The sequence below is a fragment of the Nostoc sp. DedQUE05 genome, from assembly GCF_034530955.1.
GTDB lineage: Bacteria > Cyanobacteriota > Cyanobacteriia > Cyanobacteriales > Nostocaceae > Nostoc.
Genome location: NZ_JAVRCB010000058.1, coordinates 12,652 through 27,571, shown reverse-complemented (window position 1 = coordinate 27,571; position 14,920 = coordinate 12,652). Strand labels below are relative to the sequence as shown.

Annotated in this window: 9 protein-coding genes; 6 read left to right on the top strand and 3 right to left on the bottom strand. The window is 41.0% G+C overall.

Going from position 1 to position 14,920, the window contains the following annotated elements; all coding sequences use genetic code 11:
* Positions 1-258: 258 nt before the first annotated feature.
* On the top strand, positions 259-1,641 hold the full coding sequence (locus RMZ42_RS30635; protein ID WP_322674961.1) for a carotenoid oxygenase family protein: 1,383 nt from the start codon (positions 259-261) through the stop codon (positions 1,639-1,641).
* Between the two features lie 217 nt (positions 1,642-1,858).
* Here the strand turns inward: RMZ42_RS30635 and RMZ42_RS30630 are convergent, their stop codons facing one another.
* Together RMZ42_RS30630 and RMZ42_RS30625 are read right to left on the bottom strand one after the other, a co-directional pair.
* Positions 1,859-2,563, bottom strand: coding sequence for a CAP domain-containing protein (locus RMZ42_RS30630; RefSeq protein WP_322674960.1), 705 nt, complete (start codon positions 2,561-2,563; stop codon positions 1,859-1,861).
* Positions 2,564-2,826: 263 nt separating this feature from the next.
* On the bottom strand, positions 2,827-3,954 hold the full coding sequence (locus RMZ42_RS30625) for an acyltransferase family protein (RefSeq protein ID WP_322674959.1): 1,128 nt from the start codon (positions 3,952-3,954) through the stop codon (positions 2,827-2,829).
* Between the two features lie 517 nt (positions 3,955-4,471).
* On the opposite strand from RMZ42_RS30625, the gene RMZ42_RS30620 reads away from it, so the two are divergent.
* Entirely contained in the window at positions 4,472-9,943 is a 5,472-nt protein-coding gene (locus RMZ42_RS30620; RefSeq protein ID WP_322674958.1) for a Calx-beta domain-containing protein, read from the top strand.
* A 419-nt stretch (positions 9,944-10,362) separates the two neighbouring features.
* Positions 10,363-10,824 carry a helix-turn-helix domain-containing protein gene (locus tag RMZ42_RS30615; protein WP_322674957.1) on the top strand — a complete coding sequence of 154 codons (462 nt, stop codon included), beginning with the start codon at positions 10,363-10,365 and terminating at the stop codon, positions 10,822-10,824.
* 102 nt (positions 10,825-10,926) lie between these two features.
* Here RMZ42_RS30615 and gatA read toward each other — a convergent pair whose 3' ends face one another.
* Positions 10,927-12,387: an Asp-tRNA(Asn)/Glu-tRNA(Gln) amidotransferase subunit GatA gene (gatA, locus tag RMZ42_RS30610; protein WP_322674956.1), complete on the bottom strand. Its 1,461-nt coding sequence runs from the start codon at positions 12,385-12,387 to the stop codon at positions 10,927-10,929.
* On the opposite strand from gatA, the gene RMZ42_RS30605 reads away from it, so the two are divergent.
* From RMZ42_RS30605 to RMZ42_RS30595, 3 genes are all read left to right on the top strand, one after another.
* Positions 12,386-12,511 carry a hypothetical protein gene (locus RMZ42_RS30605; protein WP_322674955.1) on the top strand — a complete coding sequence of 42 codons (126 nt, stop codon included), beginning with the start codon at positions 12,386-12,388 and terminating at the stop codon, positions 12,509-12,511. The genes gatA and RMZ42_RS30605 overlap by 2 nt on opposite strands.
* A 225-nt stretch (positions 12,512-12,736) precedes the next feature.
* Positions 12,737-14,089, top strand: a complete 1,353-nt coding sequence (locus tag RMZ42_RS30600) for an OB-fold nucleic acid binding domain-containing protein (RefSeq protein WP_322674954.1) — start codon at positions 12,737-12,739, stop codon at positions 14,087-14,089.
* Between the two features lie 203 nt (positions 14,090-14,292).
* Positions 14,293-14,889, top strand: a complete 597-nt coding sequence (locus RMZ42_RS30595; protein WP_322674953.1) for a hypothetical protein — start codon at positions 14,293-14,295, stop codon at positions 14,887-14,889.
* The last annotated feature ends 31 nt before the right edge of the window (positions 14,890-14,920 follow it).

Genomic DNA, 14,920 nt, shown 5'->3' with positions numbered 1-14,920 from the left:
TTTAGAGTTAAATTAGCGGCTGATGTCCTTGTATTAAGTTTATATACAACTAGCGATCGCTAAATAAATCTAGATATCTGCTATAGCACACCTTATTCTGAAGATGAATGGAACCTCCTACAAATCACACAAATTAAACAGCTAGAGAAAAAATTGAATTTGTAGACCGATTGCAAAAATTCCACAACGCCCTCAAAACCATGTGGGCATAATGACAAACCAGAATGTACAGTACAAATGTACGCTGAAATCAAGACAATGGTAACAATAGCAGTCAATCCCTATCTCGATGGCAATTTTGCTCCAGTTCATGAAGAAATCACCACCGACAAATTGCCAGTTATCGGTGAATTACCCCTTGACCTATCAGGGATGTTTGTGCGGAATGGCCCTAACCCTCAATGGACACCTATCGGTCAATATCATTGGTTTGATGGGGATGGGATGTTGCATGGTGTGCAAATTAGTAACGGCATAGCCACTTATCGTAACCGCTACATCCAAACTTTCGGATGGAAAAAAGAACGAGAAGCGGGTAAGGCTATCTGGAGTGGATTGTTAGAACCTCCACAAATGGATAACCCCCACGGTCGCTACAAAAATACTGCCAATACTGCCTTAGTGTGGCACGCTGGTCAAATGTTGGCGCTGAACGAGGGGGGTAAACCTCATGCCATCAAGCTGCCTGAATTAGAAACCATTGGCGAATATAGCTACAATGGCAAGCTGGTTTCTGCCTTCACAGCCCATCCCAAAGTAGACCCAGTTACAGGGGAAATGATCTTCTTTGGCTATTCTCTGTTTGCGCCACCGTATCTGCAATATAGTGTGGTCTCAGCACAAGGCGAACTGTTGCGGACGGTGCCAATTGAACTGCCAATAGGCGTGATGATGCACGATTTTGCCATCACTGAAAACTACACAATTTTCATGGATTTGCCGCTGACTTTTAACCTAGAGCGATCGCAACGGGGAGAACCCGTAATGATGTTTGAGCGCGATCGCCCCAGTCGCTTTGGCATTGTACCACGTCACGGCGACAACAGTAATATCCGCTGGTTTGAAAGTCCTGCTTGCTACGTCTTCCATACCCTCAACGCTTACGAAGAGGGAGACGAAGTAGTGCTAATTGCCTGTCGTATGAGTTCTACAACTGTTTTAAGTTCTGATGATTCGCAACCCGACCCAAACGCAAATATTCCCCGTTTGCATCGCTGGCGATTTAACCTCAATACTGGTTCAGTACGTGAAGAAATGTTGGATGATGTAGCTTCCGAATTTCCCCGCGTCAACGAAAATCGATTGGGGCGACAAAACCGATATGGCTACACTAACAAAGCAGCAAATAGTCCCGTACCTTTATTTGATGGTATCATTAAATACGACTTCAGCAATGGAAAATCCCAAATACATGAATTTGGGCAGGGGCGCTATAACGGTGAAACTGTGTTTGCGCCGCGTCCTGGTGCAACGGCTGAGGATGATGGTTGGCTGATGACTTTCGTCCATGATGAGGGTTCAGATACTTCAGAATTAGTAGTAGTGAATGCCCAAGATATAACGGCTGAACCTGTAGCGCGGGTGAGAATTCCTCAGCGAGTGCCTTATGGCTTTCATGGCGCTTGGTTTGCTGCAAAATAGCTAAATGGGCGGTTAGAAACCTTGTTTACACAGACAAAACCCGCTTAGGCGGGTTTCAAATTCTTTGAGTCAGCGCAGGCGGACTTGGCTTGTGTAACCACGATTTCTAATCGCCAGGTTATCCCTAATACCTTGGATTAAGAGTTATTGGTGTAAATAATTGGTCTTTCAAGACGCGATAAATCGGGTTTTGGGCTTATATGAACTCCCTCGCAAATTATTTTTCCCTATATCCGCCAGCGTAGTCAATCACGCAGATTGTTCTGTATGATTTGTGAGTTCCATAAGCAACACCAGAGACTTTAAAAGCACCATTAAAAATGTTTTTTCGATGGCCGCGATCGCTCACACCATCATCAATAATTAACTGCATGACGATATCTTGAGCGCTGTTTGGCCCATAACTGATATTTTCACCTGCGGTTGTTTGCCATTTACCATAGCGGTTGATGCGAGTAAAAGGGTTGCTACCATCACTACCATCATGACCTATAGCACCTTTTGGGCCTTGGTCTTTTACGTGATCTTTTGCTCCTAAAGACATACCCTTAGATGCACTCAAGGCTCCTACAGGACGTGCTGATTTGAGAAATGCGATCGCTTCATCAACTGCTTTGACTCCTTCTTGAGTTCGTAGATAAGTATTATTAGAAATTTTGACTCGGTTCCCCTCAAAGCGCTTCCTATAGTTTTCCAGAACCGGGAGGTATGCTTTAGGATTTGTTCTTACCTTATTTGTTTCAACAATTACCTGTTGTTCCAATGGTGAAAGGTAACTCGCCTTTGCTAATAAAGTTGGACTAGTTTGTTTAACTACTGCTGGGTTAGAGTTGGCTACAGACGGGTTAGATTGAAGTAGTTGATTTGAGCACCCCAATATCAAGGTAATTGGCAAAAATACCCAAAAATTCATGCGACGCATCGATTACCTCACAATTTTTCTATGGATTAATTTAGTGAATTAGAAGAAATAAGAATTTTCAACGCACAGATAAGTCTGTATACGCTTCTGCCGTTAGAAACGATATCAGGGCTTAAGTAAATTTGCTAAAGAAAGCGCAGATTAACGCGCTAATAATATTGATAAAGTTGCGATTGCCTTTGTTCCTAAAGTGTTACAATCCATCACTTAACACCTGTTGTAACATTGAAAACACTAAAACGTAAATAATAACAAAAATTTTTTTACACTTTCAAAAACCAGCGTTGCCGATACATCAGAAAACCAACAGCCCACCACAAGAACACGGTGACTAAGGCAAATAACAGGGAACCATTCAGCACACCCGCCCAAGATGCGAAAAAATTCTGGTAAATCCAATTGTAGGTACTGGGAGCGTCTTTGCCAGTGCCAATAGTGGTTTTGACTAAAATTTTAATTAACAAAACCGAGGCAACGAAAAGAGCGATCGCATTTAAGCCCATAATTTCAAAAGGTTTACTCCAGCGACGCATCAGCCGTACTTCGATAAGTTCATAACAAGCTGCTAGTAATAATAACGCCCAGCCTGTTGTAAATACTACATAAGAACTTGTCCACAGCTTTTTGTTAATTGGGAATGTCCACCCCCATGCCCAACCGATAATTAAGCAACCGACTCCAAATAATCCTAAACCGATACTTGTACGTGAATGTACAGGTTGACTGCGTATCCATTGACCTGTAAAGTAGCCAGCGAGGACGCTTACTATCGCGGGAATAGTACTAAAAAGTCCTTCTGGATCTCCCATAAAGTTGAAACCATCACCTTTATATAAATGTGCTTTGGGAATAATCAGGCGATCGACATAAGCACCGAAATTACCTGCTCGCGTCAAAACTCCCGCACCATGCTCTGGTACTGCTACATACATCATCGTTAGCCAGTAGCCAATGAGTAGCACTGCTGCTAGTATCCATTGGCCTTTGCGGGGAAGGTTGAGAACAGCTAGGGAAGCCAGCAGATAGGTAAGGCTGATGCGCTGCAACACTCCCATAATGCGGATACTACTCAAATCAAAAGTCCAAATACCTTGATTCCAAAAGCCATTTAGTAGTAATCCCAAGGCAAAGAGAATAGCGGCGCGGCGCAATATCCGCCAGTAAACAGCTGAGGTTGGTTTATTGCCTTCGCTGTATTTTGACAGCGAGAAAGTCATCGCTACACCGACAATGAAGAGAAAGAAAGGAAATACCAAATCCGTTGGTGTGCAGCCGTGCCAATCGGCGTGAGCTAAGGGAGGATATACATCATCTGCGACACCCGCCATATTAACGAGAATCATTCCAGCGATGGTAATGCCGCGAAAAACATCCAGTGAAGTCAGGCGCATAAGCGGAATTTTATGTTAGATGAGTATCTAAAGTACTCCGCTTGATGCGGGTAAGCAAGCAAAATTTATAGGTCTACTTACCAAATATAGTTTTTCATCAAGGTTCCTGCCCATACTATTTTGTATGAAAGAAGTACGCGATCGCACCCAGACCACAGTTTTAGTTTAGCTATTCAAAAAGGATTGGTAGTACTAGAACTGTTAATAAAGCTAGATATACTCAAATTTCAATCAATCTATCTATCGTTATTTAAGTGAAAATGCAGTTGTATTGTCAATAGACTTAGTATAAATTGCTATAAACAAAAGCTGTGACTAAAAAACAGCTAACTTTATTCAAGGCGTACTTGCTTATATAACAACTAAAAATATTGCAGTTTTGTCTCATTAGATAAAAGGTTTAATTACCGATTTCATTTGGGAATGAAAGCGAATGCAGAGTCATTCACTTTCTATTTTGTTATGCACGCTAAATATTACTAAGCTAAAACTATTAAATTATATTTAAGGAATAATTATGATAAAAGTACCAGAAAATCATCACCCTAAAAGCATAAATAAGTCTACTATCAAATTAATAGATGGAAGCACAAATATTGTTTTTATAGATCCAAAAGTTATAGATTACCAAAGCTTAATGGCTGGTATCACACTCGGCAGTGAAGTTGTTATTCTTGATGCCAATAGAGACGGTTTAGCACAAATTACCGAGTTTCTAGCAAAACGTGAATCCAATTCAGTTCAATCAATTCACATTGTTTCCCACGGAAGTGTGGGGAGTTTGCAGCTAGGGTCAATCAACTTCAACCTTAGCAATCTGGATAGCTACAAAAATCAGTTACAAAAGTGGACAAGTGCTTTAACTGATAAAGCTGACATTCTACTTTATGGCTGTGATGTAGCTAGTGGTGAAGGCACAAAATTTGTACAGCAGATTAGCCAATTTACTGGAGCAGACGTTGCCGCTTCTACTAACAAAACCGGAAGTGCAGCTTTAGGTGGCGACTGGGATTTAGAGGTGAAGACAGGGAAAATTGAGGCTTCTCTGGCATTTAAACCTGAAGTAATACAGGCTTACCAATCGATTTTGCCAGCTAGTTTTACTGGCACATACTCTCAAAACTTCAACACATTAGCTAGTTCTGGAACATCTATTACTTGGACTAATGATTCAACCATTTTGGGCTGGTATGCCACAAGAACAAATTACATCACTGGTACTGGCAGTAATAACACAGGTGGATTGTACAGTTTTGGTAGTGCTAATAATGCAGAACGGGCACTTGGTTCTGTAGCTTCTGGTACTACAGGGACTATTTATTATGGGTTGCGCCTCCAAAACAACACAGGTTCAACAATTACTAACTTGCAAGTAGGTTACACGGGTGAGCAATGGCGTAATGGTGGTAATACATCGCCGCAACAGCTGAAATTTAGTTATCAAACTGGGTCAACTCTCACAAGTTTGACAACAGGAACATGGACACCTGTCACATCGCTAGATTTCACCGGACCAATTGCAACTGCAACCGCAGGTGCCATAGATGGCAATCAAAGTGTCAATCGAATTGTCATAGCACCTGTAATATTTAACCTACCTACCCCAATTGCTAACGGTGAAGAGATCATATTGCGTTGGGAAGACATAGATGATGGAAGCAACGATCATGGTTTAGCGATTGACGATGTATCTGTCAAACTAAATAACACTACTTATGTAGTAACTAACACCAATGATAGCGGTGCTGGCTCGTTGAGGCAAGCTATTATCAATGCCAATAACGATCCAGGGATTGAGACAATCATCTTTGATACGACTGGGATATTTGGTGATGTTACCCCCGACACTATTACCCTCACTTCTGGGGAATTAAATGTTACCGAAGGAGTCATAATTCAAGGAACTGGAGCTAATAAACTCGTCATTAGTGGTAACAATGCTTCCCGTATTTTTAATGCCACTGCATCCCTCTTAATTGATGGGTTACATATAGCTGGGGGAAATGCAGGAAATAACAATGGTGGCGGCATTTACAGTACCAATAGTGTCACAGTCAGCAATAGCATCATTTCTGGCAACACCGCCAACAGTAGCGGCGGTGGCATTTATAGCACTAGTGTCACGGTCAGCAATAGCATCATTTCTGGCAACACCGCTAACAGTAACGGTGGTGGTATCTACAGTACCACTAGTGCGACAGTCAGCAATAGTACTCTTTCTGGCAACACCGCCAGCAACAGGGGCGGCGGCATCTACAGTAGCAATACCACTATTAGCAATAGTACTTTTTCCGGCAACACTGCCAACGATAACGGCGGTGGTATTTTCAGCAGTACTCTTCTCACCATAAGCAATAGCACTATTTCTAGCAATACAGCAAAAAATTCTGGTGGTGGCATCTACACCAGCAATGCCACGGTGAGTAATAGCACTATTTTTGAGAACACTGCTGATAGTGATAACAATGGCACAGGTAATGGTGGCGGCATTTTTAGGTCTGGCGGTACGGTAAGCATCAGCAATAGCATCATTGCTGGCAATATTGACCGAGGTAATCAAGGGCCAGATATCTCTGGGATCAACTTCAATGGTAATGCTTACAACCTGATTGGCAATCTTGCTGGTAAATCATCCGGGACTCTAGGCACGGGTACAGATATTATTAATCCCAATCCCGGACTCAAACCGCTAGGAGATTACGGTGGTTCTACACAAACTCATGCTCTATACTTTAGCAGCCCTGCCAGGAATGGTGGCGATCCCGCTTACAGTGGTGGCTTAACTACGGATCAGCGCGGCACGGATTTTAACCGAATTGAAAGCGGGAGAATTGACATTGGAGCATTTGAATATGTGCTTCCAAAAGTCAACTTTGGTGCTGCTACGTACAATACAACAGAAGATAGTACCGCCACTACAGTAACTATTTCTGTTACCTTAGATGCCTCTCCTGAAACCGCTGTTACAGTTCCTATTGTCGTCAAAAACAATAGTACGGCTACTAATGGCAATGATTACACTTTTTCCCCCGCTACCATCTCCTTTACTGCTGGGGCAACAGGCGCAAATTTAACAAAGTTAATTACTTTTACTATTAACCCAGACGATTTACCTGAAAATGCAGAAACAGTTGTACTCAACTTTGGCACGCTAACAGGAGCTGATTTGGGGACAATAACTGAAACTACTCTAAATATTGCTGCTAATGATGCAATTCAATATGCAATTTCCACTCCCACCTCAACTTTAACTGAAGGTAATAGCGGTACTCAAGCTGTTACCTTCACAGTTACTCGTAGTGGTGGTATTGGCGTGGCTAGTACTGTAAATTATGCTTTTAACGGTGCAGCAACTTTTGGCAGTGACTATAACAATATTCAAGTTACGGGTGGAGGAACTGCTACATCTGGAACTTTAAGCTTCGCTGTTGGGGAAACCACAAAGACAATTACAGCTAATGTTTTGGGTGACAACACATTTGAACTCAATGAAGACATTACTGTTATTCTGAGTAACCCCAGCCTCATAACTGGAGCGCCAAATTCTACAATTACTAACAGTTCGGCTACAGTAAACATCATCAACGATGATAGCCAACCAACTATCAACATCTCAGATGTCTCAGTTACTGAAGGCAACACAGGTACAACAACTAATGCTAACTTTACGATCGGTCTTTCTAATCCTAGTTATCAGCAGATTACTGTAAATTACAACACCACTGATGGCACTGCTAATGCTGCTGACTCTGATTACAACTCTGTTTCTGGAACTATTACTTTCAATCCTGGCGAAACCAGTAAAACTCTTAGCATTGGTGTTGTAGGCGATAACAAATTTGAAACTGACGAGACATTTTCTGTCAATCTTTTGGGTGCAACAAATGCCGCGATCGCAGATAGCTTAGGAGTTGGTACTATTATCAACGATGATAATCAACCAACTATCAGTATCTCAGATATCTCAGTCTCTGAAGGCAATACAGGCACAACAACTAATGCCAACTTTGTTGTCACTCTCTCCAATGCCAGTTATCAGCAGATTACTGTAAATTACAACACGAGTGATGGCACTGCTCAAGTTGCTGACTCTGATTACAACTCTGCTTCTGGAACTATTACTTTCAATCCTGGCGAAACTAGCAAAGTTATTAGCATTGGTGTCATCGGTGATAACAAAGCTGAAACCAACGAAACATTTTCTGTAAATCTTTTGGGTGCAGCAAATGCCGCGATCGCAGATAGTTTAGCAGTTGCTACCATCATTGATGATGACAACCAACCAACTATCAGTATCTCAGATGTCTCAGTTACCGAAGGCAATACAGGCACAACAACTAATGCTAACTTTACTATCAGTCTTTCTAATCCTAGTTCTCAACAGATTACTGTAAATTACAACACGAGTGATGGCACTGCTCAAGTTTCTGACTCTGATTACAATTCTGATTCAGGAACAATTATTTTCGCTCCTGGTGAAACTAGCAAAACTCTTAGCATTGGTGTTTTAGGCGATAACCAAAGTGAAGCCAACGAGACATTTTCTGTCAATCTTTTGGGTGCAACAAATGCCGCGATCGCAGATAGTTTAGGAGTTGGTACTATTCTCAACGATGATAATCAACCAACTATCAGCATCTCGGATATCTCTGTTACTGAAGGCAACACAGGTGCAACAACTAACGCTAACTTCACTATCAGTCTTTCTAATCCTAGTTCTCAACAGATTACTGTAAATTACAACACGAGTGATGGCACTGCTAATGCTGCTGACTCTGATTACAATTCGGCTTTAGGGACGATTACTTTCAATCCTGGCGAAACTAGTAAAACTCTTAGTATTGGTGTTGTAGGCGATAACAAATTTGAAACTGACGAGACATTTTCTGTCAATCTTTTGGGTGCAACAAATGCCGCGATCGCAGATAGCTTAGGAGTTGGTACTATTATCAACGATGATAATCAACCAACTATCAGTATCTCAGATATCTCAGTCTCTGAAGGCAATACAGGCACAACAACTAATGCCAACTTTGTTGTCACTCTCTCCAATGCCAGTTATCAGCAGATTACTGTAAATTACAACACGAGTGATGGCACTGCTCAAGTTTCTGACTCTGATTACAATTCTGATTCAGGAACAATTATTTTCGCTCCTGGTGAAACTAGCAAAACTCTTAGCATTGGTGTTTTAGGCGATAACCAAAGTGAAGCCAACGAGACATTTTCTGTCAATCTTTTGGGTGCAACAAATGCCGCGATCGCAGATAGTTTAGGAGTGGCTACCATCATTGATGATGACAACCCAACAACTGTCAGTATCTCCGATGTCTCAATTGCTGAAGGTAACACAGGCACAACAACTAATGCTAACTTTATCGTCACTCTCTCCGCAGCGAGTTTACAGCAGGTTACTGTAAATTACAACACTAGTGATGGCACTGCTAAAGTTTCTGACTCTGATTACAACCCTGCTTCCGGGACAATCGTTTTCAATCCTGGCGAAACTACCAAAACTCTTGCTATTGGTGTCATAGGTGATAACAAAGCTGAAACTAACGAGACATTTTCCGTCAATCTCTTCGGTGCTACAAACACCATGATTACTGATAGCTTGGGAGTGGCTACTATCATAAATGATGACCAACCTCCAGCCATTAGCATTGCAGATGTATCAGTCAAAGAAGGCACAACAGGGATGACAACTAATGCTAATTTTGTCGTCACTCTCTCGAATGAATTCTATCAACCGATAGCCGTAAATTACAGTACGAGTGATGGTACCGCTAAAGAATCTGATTCGGATTACAATTTTGGTTTAGGGACAATTGTTTTCAACCCTGGCGAAACTAGCAAAGTTATTAGTATTGGCGTCAGAGGTGATAATAAAGTTGAGTCCAATGAAACATTTTTTGTCAATATCTATGGTGCAGCAAATGCCATATTTAATAATCACCAAGGAGTTGGCACAATCAAGAATGATGACTAATCGTTATTAGACTTCTTGCAAAAGTCGGGGTAAAGGGGAAGGGGAAAAGGGTAAAGAAACTCAAAATCCTTTCCCTTTAACATGAGTCCCTTTTCCCTCTCTTGCAAAAATATATTTTGCAAGAGGTCTATTGAACAGAACATTAGCGATCGCTGCAATTACCCCAGCCCAGAGTAGCCGTTGGTAAAATACTTGTGCTAAAAATTACAGGTTTTTGATTTATCCAACCAAGTTTTTGGAAATTAAGGTATTAAATGTAACTAAAATTTCACGTAGTTAAAGTTCGACTAGCATTTTAAAATACAGGATTAAGCCATTATCAAAAAAATTTATCCGAAAATCAAATATTCAGTAAAATTACGTATGCGGATCGAAGTCTTCTCAATGAATAGTAGAATTAGCCCATACAGGAGAAGACTGTGACGCTCTTAAATGAAGCTCAAGTAGAGCAACTAAAGGAAATAACCACACGCTTGCGACAAGTAAGACAAGAAAAATCTATTCGCATAGAAGAAATAGCCTCTCAGACAATGCTTCGAGTAGGTATTTTGCAAGCGTTAGAAGAAGATCGATTTGAAGAATTGCCTGAGCCGATTTTTCTGCAAGGATTCATCCGTCGTTATGGAGATGCTTTAGGGCTGGATGGAAATGCTTTATCGTACAGCCTTATAACCAATGTTGTCTGTAAAGACTCTAAAAATGCTCGCCACTCAGACAATAAACAAAATACATACATACCTCTTGTTCTGACCTATATTTTATTATTGGTTGGTGCATCTGCTGGTCTTCTTCATATACTTAATCCACAACTGACAGCTGAATCTCTGACTCCAGAAAATAATAATCAACAGTCAATAGTCAGTAATCAGACTAACAAATGACCAAAAACGAGGGAGTGGAAAGACGCGATTAATCGCGTCTGTACCGAGTAAAGGAAAAGAATTAATAACCAATGACAAATGACCAATGACAAATGACAATTTTCAAGATATTTGGGGTTTACGCAGATGCCAAGTAGTAGATTGTTCATAAGCGTAAGCTACCTGAAACAGTTGGTCTTCTCGCAGCACATTGCCAATTAGCTGCAATCCTATCGGTAGCCCTTGGTCATCAAAACCACATGGCAAACTCAAACTGGGTAAACCAGCAAGATTTACAGGAATAGTCATCAAGTCATTTAAATACATACTCAAGGGGTCAGTAGTTTTTTCCCCTGCTTTAAATGCTGTAGTGGGAGATGTGGGACAAACTAACACATCAACCGCGCCAAAAGCCTTTTCAAAGTCTTGCTTAATCAAAGTACGGACTTTTTGCGCTTTCAGATAGTAAGCGTCATAATAGCCAGCCGAAAGAGCGTAAGTGCCAATCATAATTCGGCGTTTGACTTCTGTACCAAAACCAGCGGCACGGGTACGAGTGTACATTGATAACAGATTATCTGCATCAGGAGCGCGATACCCATATTTAACGCCATCGTAACGAGCTAGGTTTGCTGATGCTTCTGATGGGGCGATGATGTAGTAGGTGGGTAAGCCATAGCGAAAGCGGGGACAGGAAATTATATGAATTTCGGCTCCCAAACTTTGTAGTTGATCTACTGCTTTGGTAACAGCTTGTTCCACTACAGAGTCTAAACCTTCACCAAAAGTTTCTTTAATGATACCAATTCTTAGCTGACCTCTGGGTTTGAAGTTTGGTTTTAAGCTAGCAGCATAGTTGGGAATGGGAACTTTCAGGCTGGTAGAGTCTTTGGGATCGTAACCTGCGATCGCACCTAATAATATTGCCGCATCTTCTACCGTATTTCCAAATGGCCCAATTTGATCCAAAGACGAAGCGTAAGCCACCAAGCCATAACGGGAAACCAAACCATAAGTAGGTTTCATTCCCACCACACCGCAGAAAGACGCAGGTTGGCGAATCGAACCGCCAGTATCAGAACCGAGAGCAACTACACATTCTTGAGCCGCCACAGCCGCCGCCGACCCTCCAGAAGAACCACCTGGAACTCGTGACAAGTCCCAAGGATTAGCCGTGACTTGATAGGCAGAGTTTTCAGTGGAACTACCCATTGCAAACTCATCCAAGTTGGTTTTGCCTACCATTACCGCCCCAGCATCTGCCAGTTTTTGCGTCGCCGTTGATTCATAAGGCGGCACAAAATTTTCCAAAATCCGGGAGGCGCAGGTGGTAGGAATCCCCTTGGTACACATATTGTCCTTGATACCCACAGGAATACCCGCTAGCAGCCCAATTTCTTCTCCTGCGGCAATTTTGGCATCCACAGCACCTGCCTGCTCTAATGCTCGATTTGCCGTCACACATAAAAAGCTGTGCAATTTCGGCTCTAACGCTTGAATGCGCTCTAAAGCTTCTTGGGTAATTTCAACGGCAGAACGTTCTTTTTTAACTAGCTGTTGGTGCAACTCGCGGATGGATGCCATGATTGCTCTCTTTGTGACTCAAATCATTGATTCTAGTACATATTGGTCAAAATTGGGTATTGGTTATTGGACTTTGGGCATTGCTTATTCTCCTCTGCTTGCCATTCCCCATTCATCTGACTAAGCGGATTAATATGTATTGAAATGTGTTTAATAGGTTTTTTTAAATAGCAAATACATGGCTATCAACCGTCTACTGAATAGTTTGTCAAAGTTTTTATATATTGGCTACTTTTGTGTAAGAGTACAGCAGTGTTTTCTAATGATATAATTTTGTATTACAACCTTATTAATACTACAAACTTCATATTTTTATTCAATTCCACAAAATTTTTCGAGGTAAGGTAGGATGATAAAAATAGCCACACGTAAATATTTAGGCAAACAAAATGTTTATGACATTGGGGTGGAGCGTGACCATAATTTTACCATAAAAAATGGCTTAATAGCTGCTAATTGTTTCAATAAATCCCATTCGACAGCCTATGGTTATGTAACATATCAAACAGCATATTTAAAAGCTAATTACCCATTGGAATATATGGCGGCACTGTTAACAGCTAACAGTGGTGATACCGATAAGGTACAGAGATACATTACTAACTGTACAAATATGGGGATATCCATAGATCCACCAGATATTAATCGTTCTGGTGTTGATTTTACGCCAACGGCAGGCAAGATTCTGTTTGGATTTTCGGCGGTGCGTAACGTGGGACAAAATGCGATCGCTTCTATTTTGTCAGCGAGAAATGAGACAGGAGAGTTTAAATCACTCGCAGATTTTTGCGATCGCGTGGATTTGCGTGCTGTTAATCGCCGCACTCTGGAGTCGCTGATTTACTGTGGAGCCTTTGACAAAATTGAATCCAACCGCCAACAGTTAATTAACGACTCAGAATTAGTGTATGATTGGGCACAATCTCGTGCGAAAGATAGAGCTAGCGGTCAAGGGAATCTATTTGATTTATTGGGCGACGGCTTTTCTTCGACTCAGAATAAAAGAGCAAATAATGCCTTTGAAACTGCTCCAAAATCTAAACCTGTGACAGATTTACCCCCACAGAAAAAGTTGCAGATGGAGAAAGAATTATTAGGCTTTTATGTATCAGATCATCCACTGAAATCCTTACGGCAGATAGCACCACTTTTGACTCCAATTAACCTTTCGCAACTAGGAGAACAAAGGGAAGATACACGGCTTTGTGCAGTTGTCATGTTGAATAACGTCAAAAAAGTGGTGACGAAAAAAGGCGATCAGATGGCGATCTTGCAAGTAGAAGACCTAACTACACAATTAGAAGCTGTAGTTTTTCCGAAAACTTATGAACGCATTAGTTCCCTACTCCAAGTTGATACTAGATTGATTATTTGGGGAAAAGTAGACCGACGTGACGAGCAAACTCAATTTATTCTTGAAGATGCAGAACCAGTGGAAACAGTACAAATGGTAATGGTGGAATTAAATCCCCAGCAAGCAGGTAATATGGAAGATTTACATCGCTTGAAAACGATTTTACAAGACCATTCAGTAGACAAAGAAAAGGCAAAAATGCCAGTGATTGGAATTATTCAAACTGAAACTTCTCGTAAACTTGTTCGCTTAGGTTGGCAATTTTGCGTACAAGATTCTCGAATAACTGTTCAAGCTTTGCAAAATGCCAGTTTTCCTGCTCATATAAAATCACTGACTGGTAGCTGACACCAGAAGTAAAAAATCCACCAATACTGAAAAGCAGCTTAAAAATTAGTTTTATTGAACTGTCAACAGTAAATTGTCTTAAGTATTGAGGATTTTCATCGGTTTTTTTAGTTACTTATGCGGATGATAATTTCCTTGAGAGAGTGGTATCTTTTGATGCTAATACCCTTAAGGCTGCGACTGGGGGAAGGAGTTAGAACTTGATGATCGTCAACGAGCTACATAGATTTGTTTCATACTGTAAAAAAATTCAACCCCAAACTCACGATGACATTCAAAAATTTTTTGAAGGAGTAATCTTGTTTCCTTATGATAAGGAACTTCTATTGCAAGCTTATTTATTTCTGAATATTAAAGAATTGTTTCCCTCGTGCGCTGAATTGCTGTTGTTTGAAAAATCTCCAATTTCAGATTATACAGATTTAGGAAAGTGTGATTTTGTCTTCCTGACCTTTAAAGGTAGTCTGTTTTTAATTGAAACTAAGTTTATTGATACAGAAGCAACTGGAGCAACGGAACGAAAAAGGCGAAATAAGCATAGAAACAAGGTATTTGAGCAAGTTATTACTTTAAAAGGTCGATTTAGCGAATATTGGAATATGAGGCTAGATCAATTAGAGTGCGGGGTTTTCACAACAGATGCAGAAGTTGCTTGGCGAGGAAATGGTGTGAATGTCACATCTAAATCAATATCTATAGATAAGCTCGAACAATGGCGAAGAAGTTATCACAGTAGTGGAAAAATTTTATCTCATCAAGATGGATCAAAGTTTGAGGAAAAGGTGAATTTGAAAGGTTGATACAAGACCCAAATTATAGTTATTACAGTGA

What these genes read in the sequence shown, in the direction of transcription:
- RMZ42_RS30635 (WP_322674961.1), top strand. Translation starts at nt 259, where the DNA reads ATGGTAACAATAGCAGTCAATCCCTATCTCGATGGCAATTTTGCTCCA.
- RMZ42_RS30630 (WP_322674960.1), bottom strand. Translation starts at nt 2,563, where the DNA reads ATGCGTCGCATGAATTTTTGGGTATTTTTGCCAATTACCTTGATATTG.
- RMZ42_RS30625 (WP_322674959.1), bottom strand. Translation starts at nt 3,954, where the DNA reads ATGCGCCTGACTTCACTGGATGTTTTTCGCGGCATTACCATCGCTGGA.
- RMZ42_RS30620 (WP_322674958.1), top strand. Translation starts at nt 4,472, where the DNA reads ATGATAAAAGTACCAGAAAATCATCACCCTAAAAGCATAAATAAGTCT.
- RMZ42_RS30605 (WP_322674955.1), top strand. Translation starts at nt 12,386, where the DNA reads ATGATTGCTCTCTTTGTGACTCAAATCATTGATTCTAGTACATATTGG.
- gatA (WP_322674956.1), bottom strand. Translation starts at nt 12,387, where the DNA reads ATGGCATCCATCCGCGAGTTGCACCAACAGCTAGTTAAAAAAGAACGT.
- RMZ42_RS30600 (WP_322674954.1), top strand. Translation starts at nt 12,737, where the DNA reads ATGATAAAAATAGCCACACGTAAATATTTAGGCAAACAAAATGTTTAT.
- RMZ42_RS30595 (WP_322674953.1), top strand. Translation starts at nt 14,293, where the DNA reads ATGATCGTCAACGAGCTACATAGATTTGTTTCATACTGTAAAAAAATT.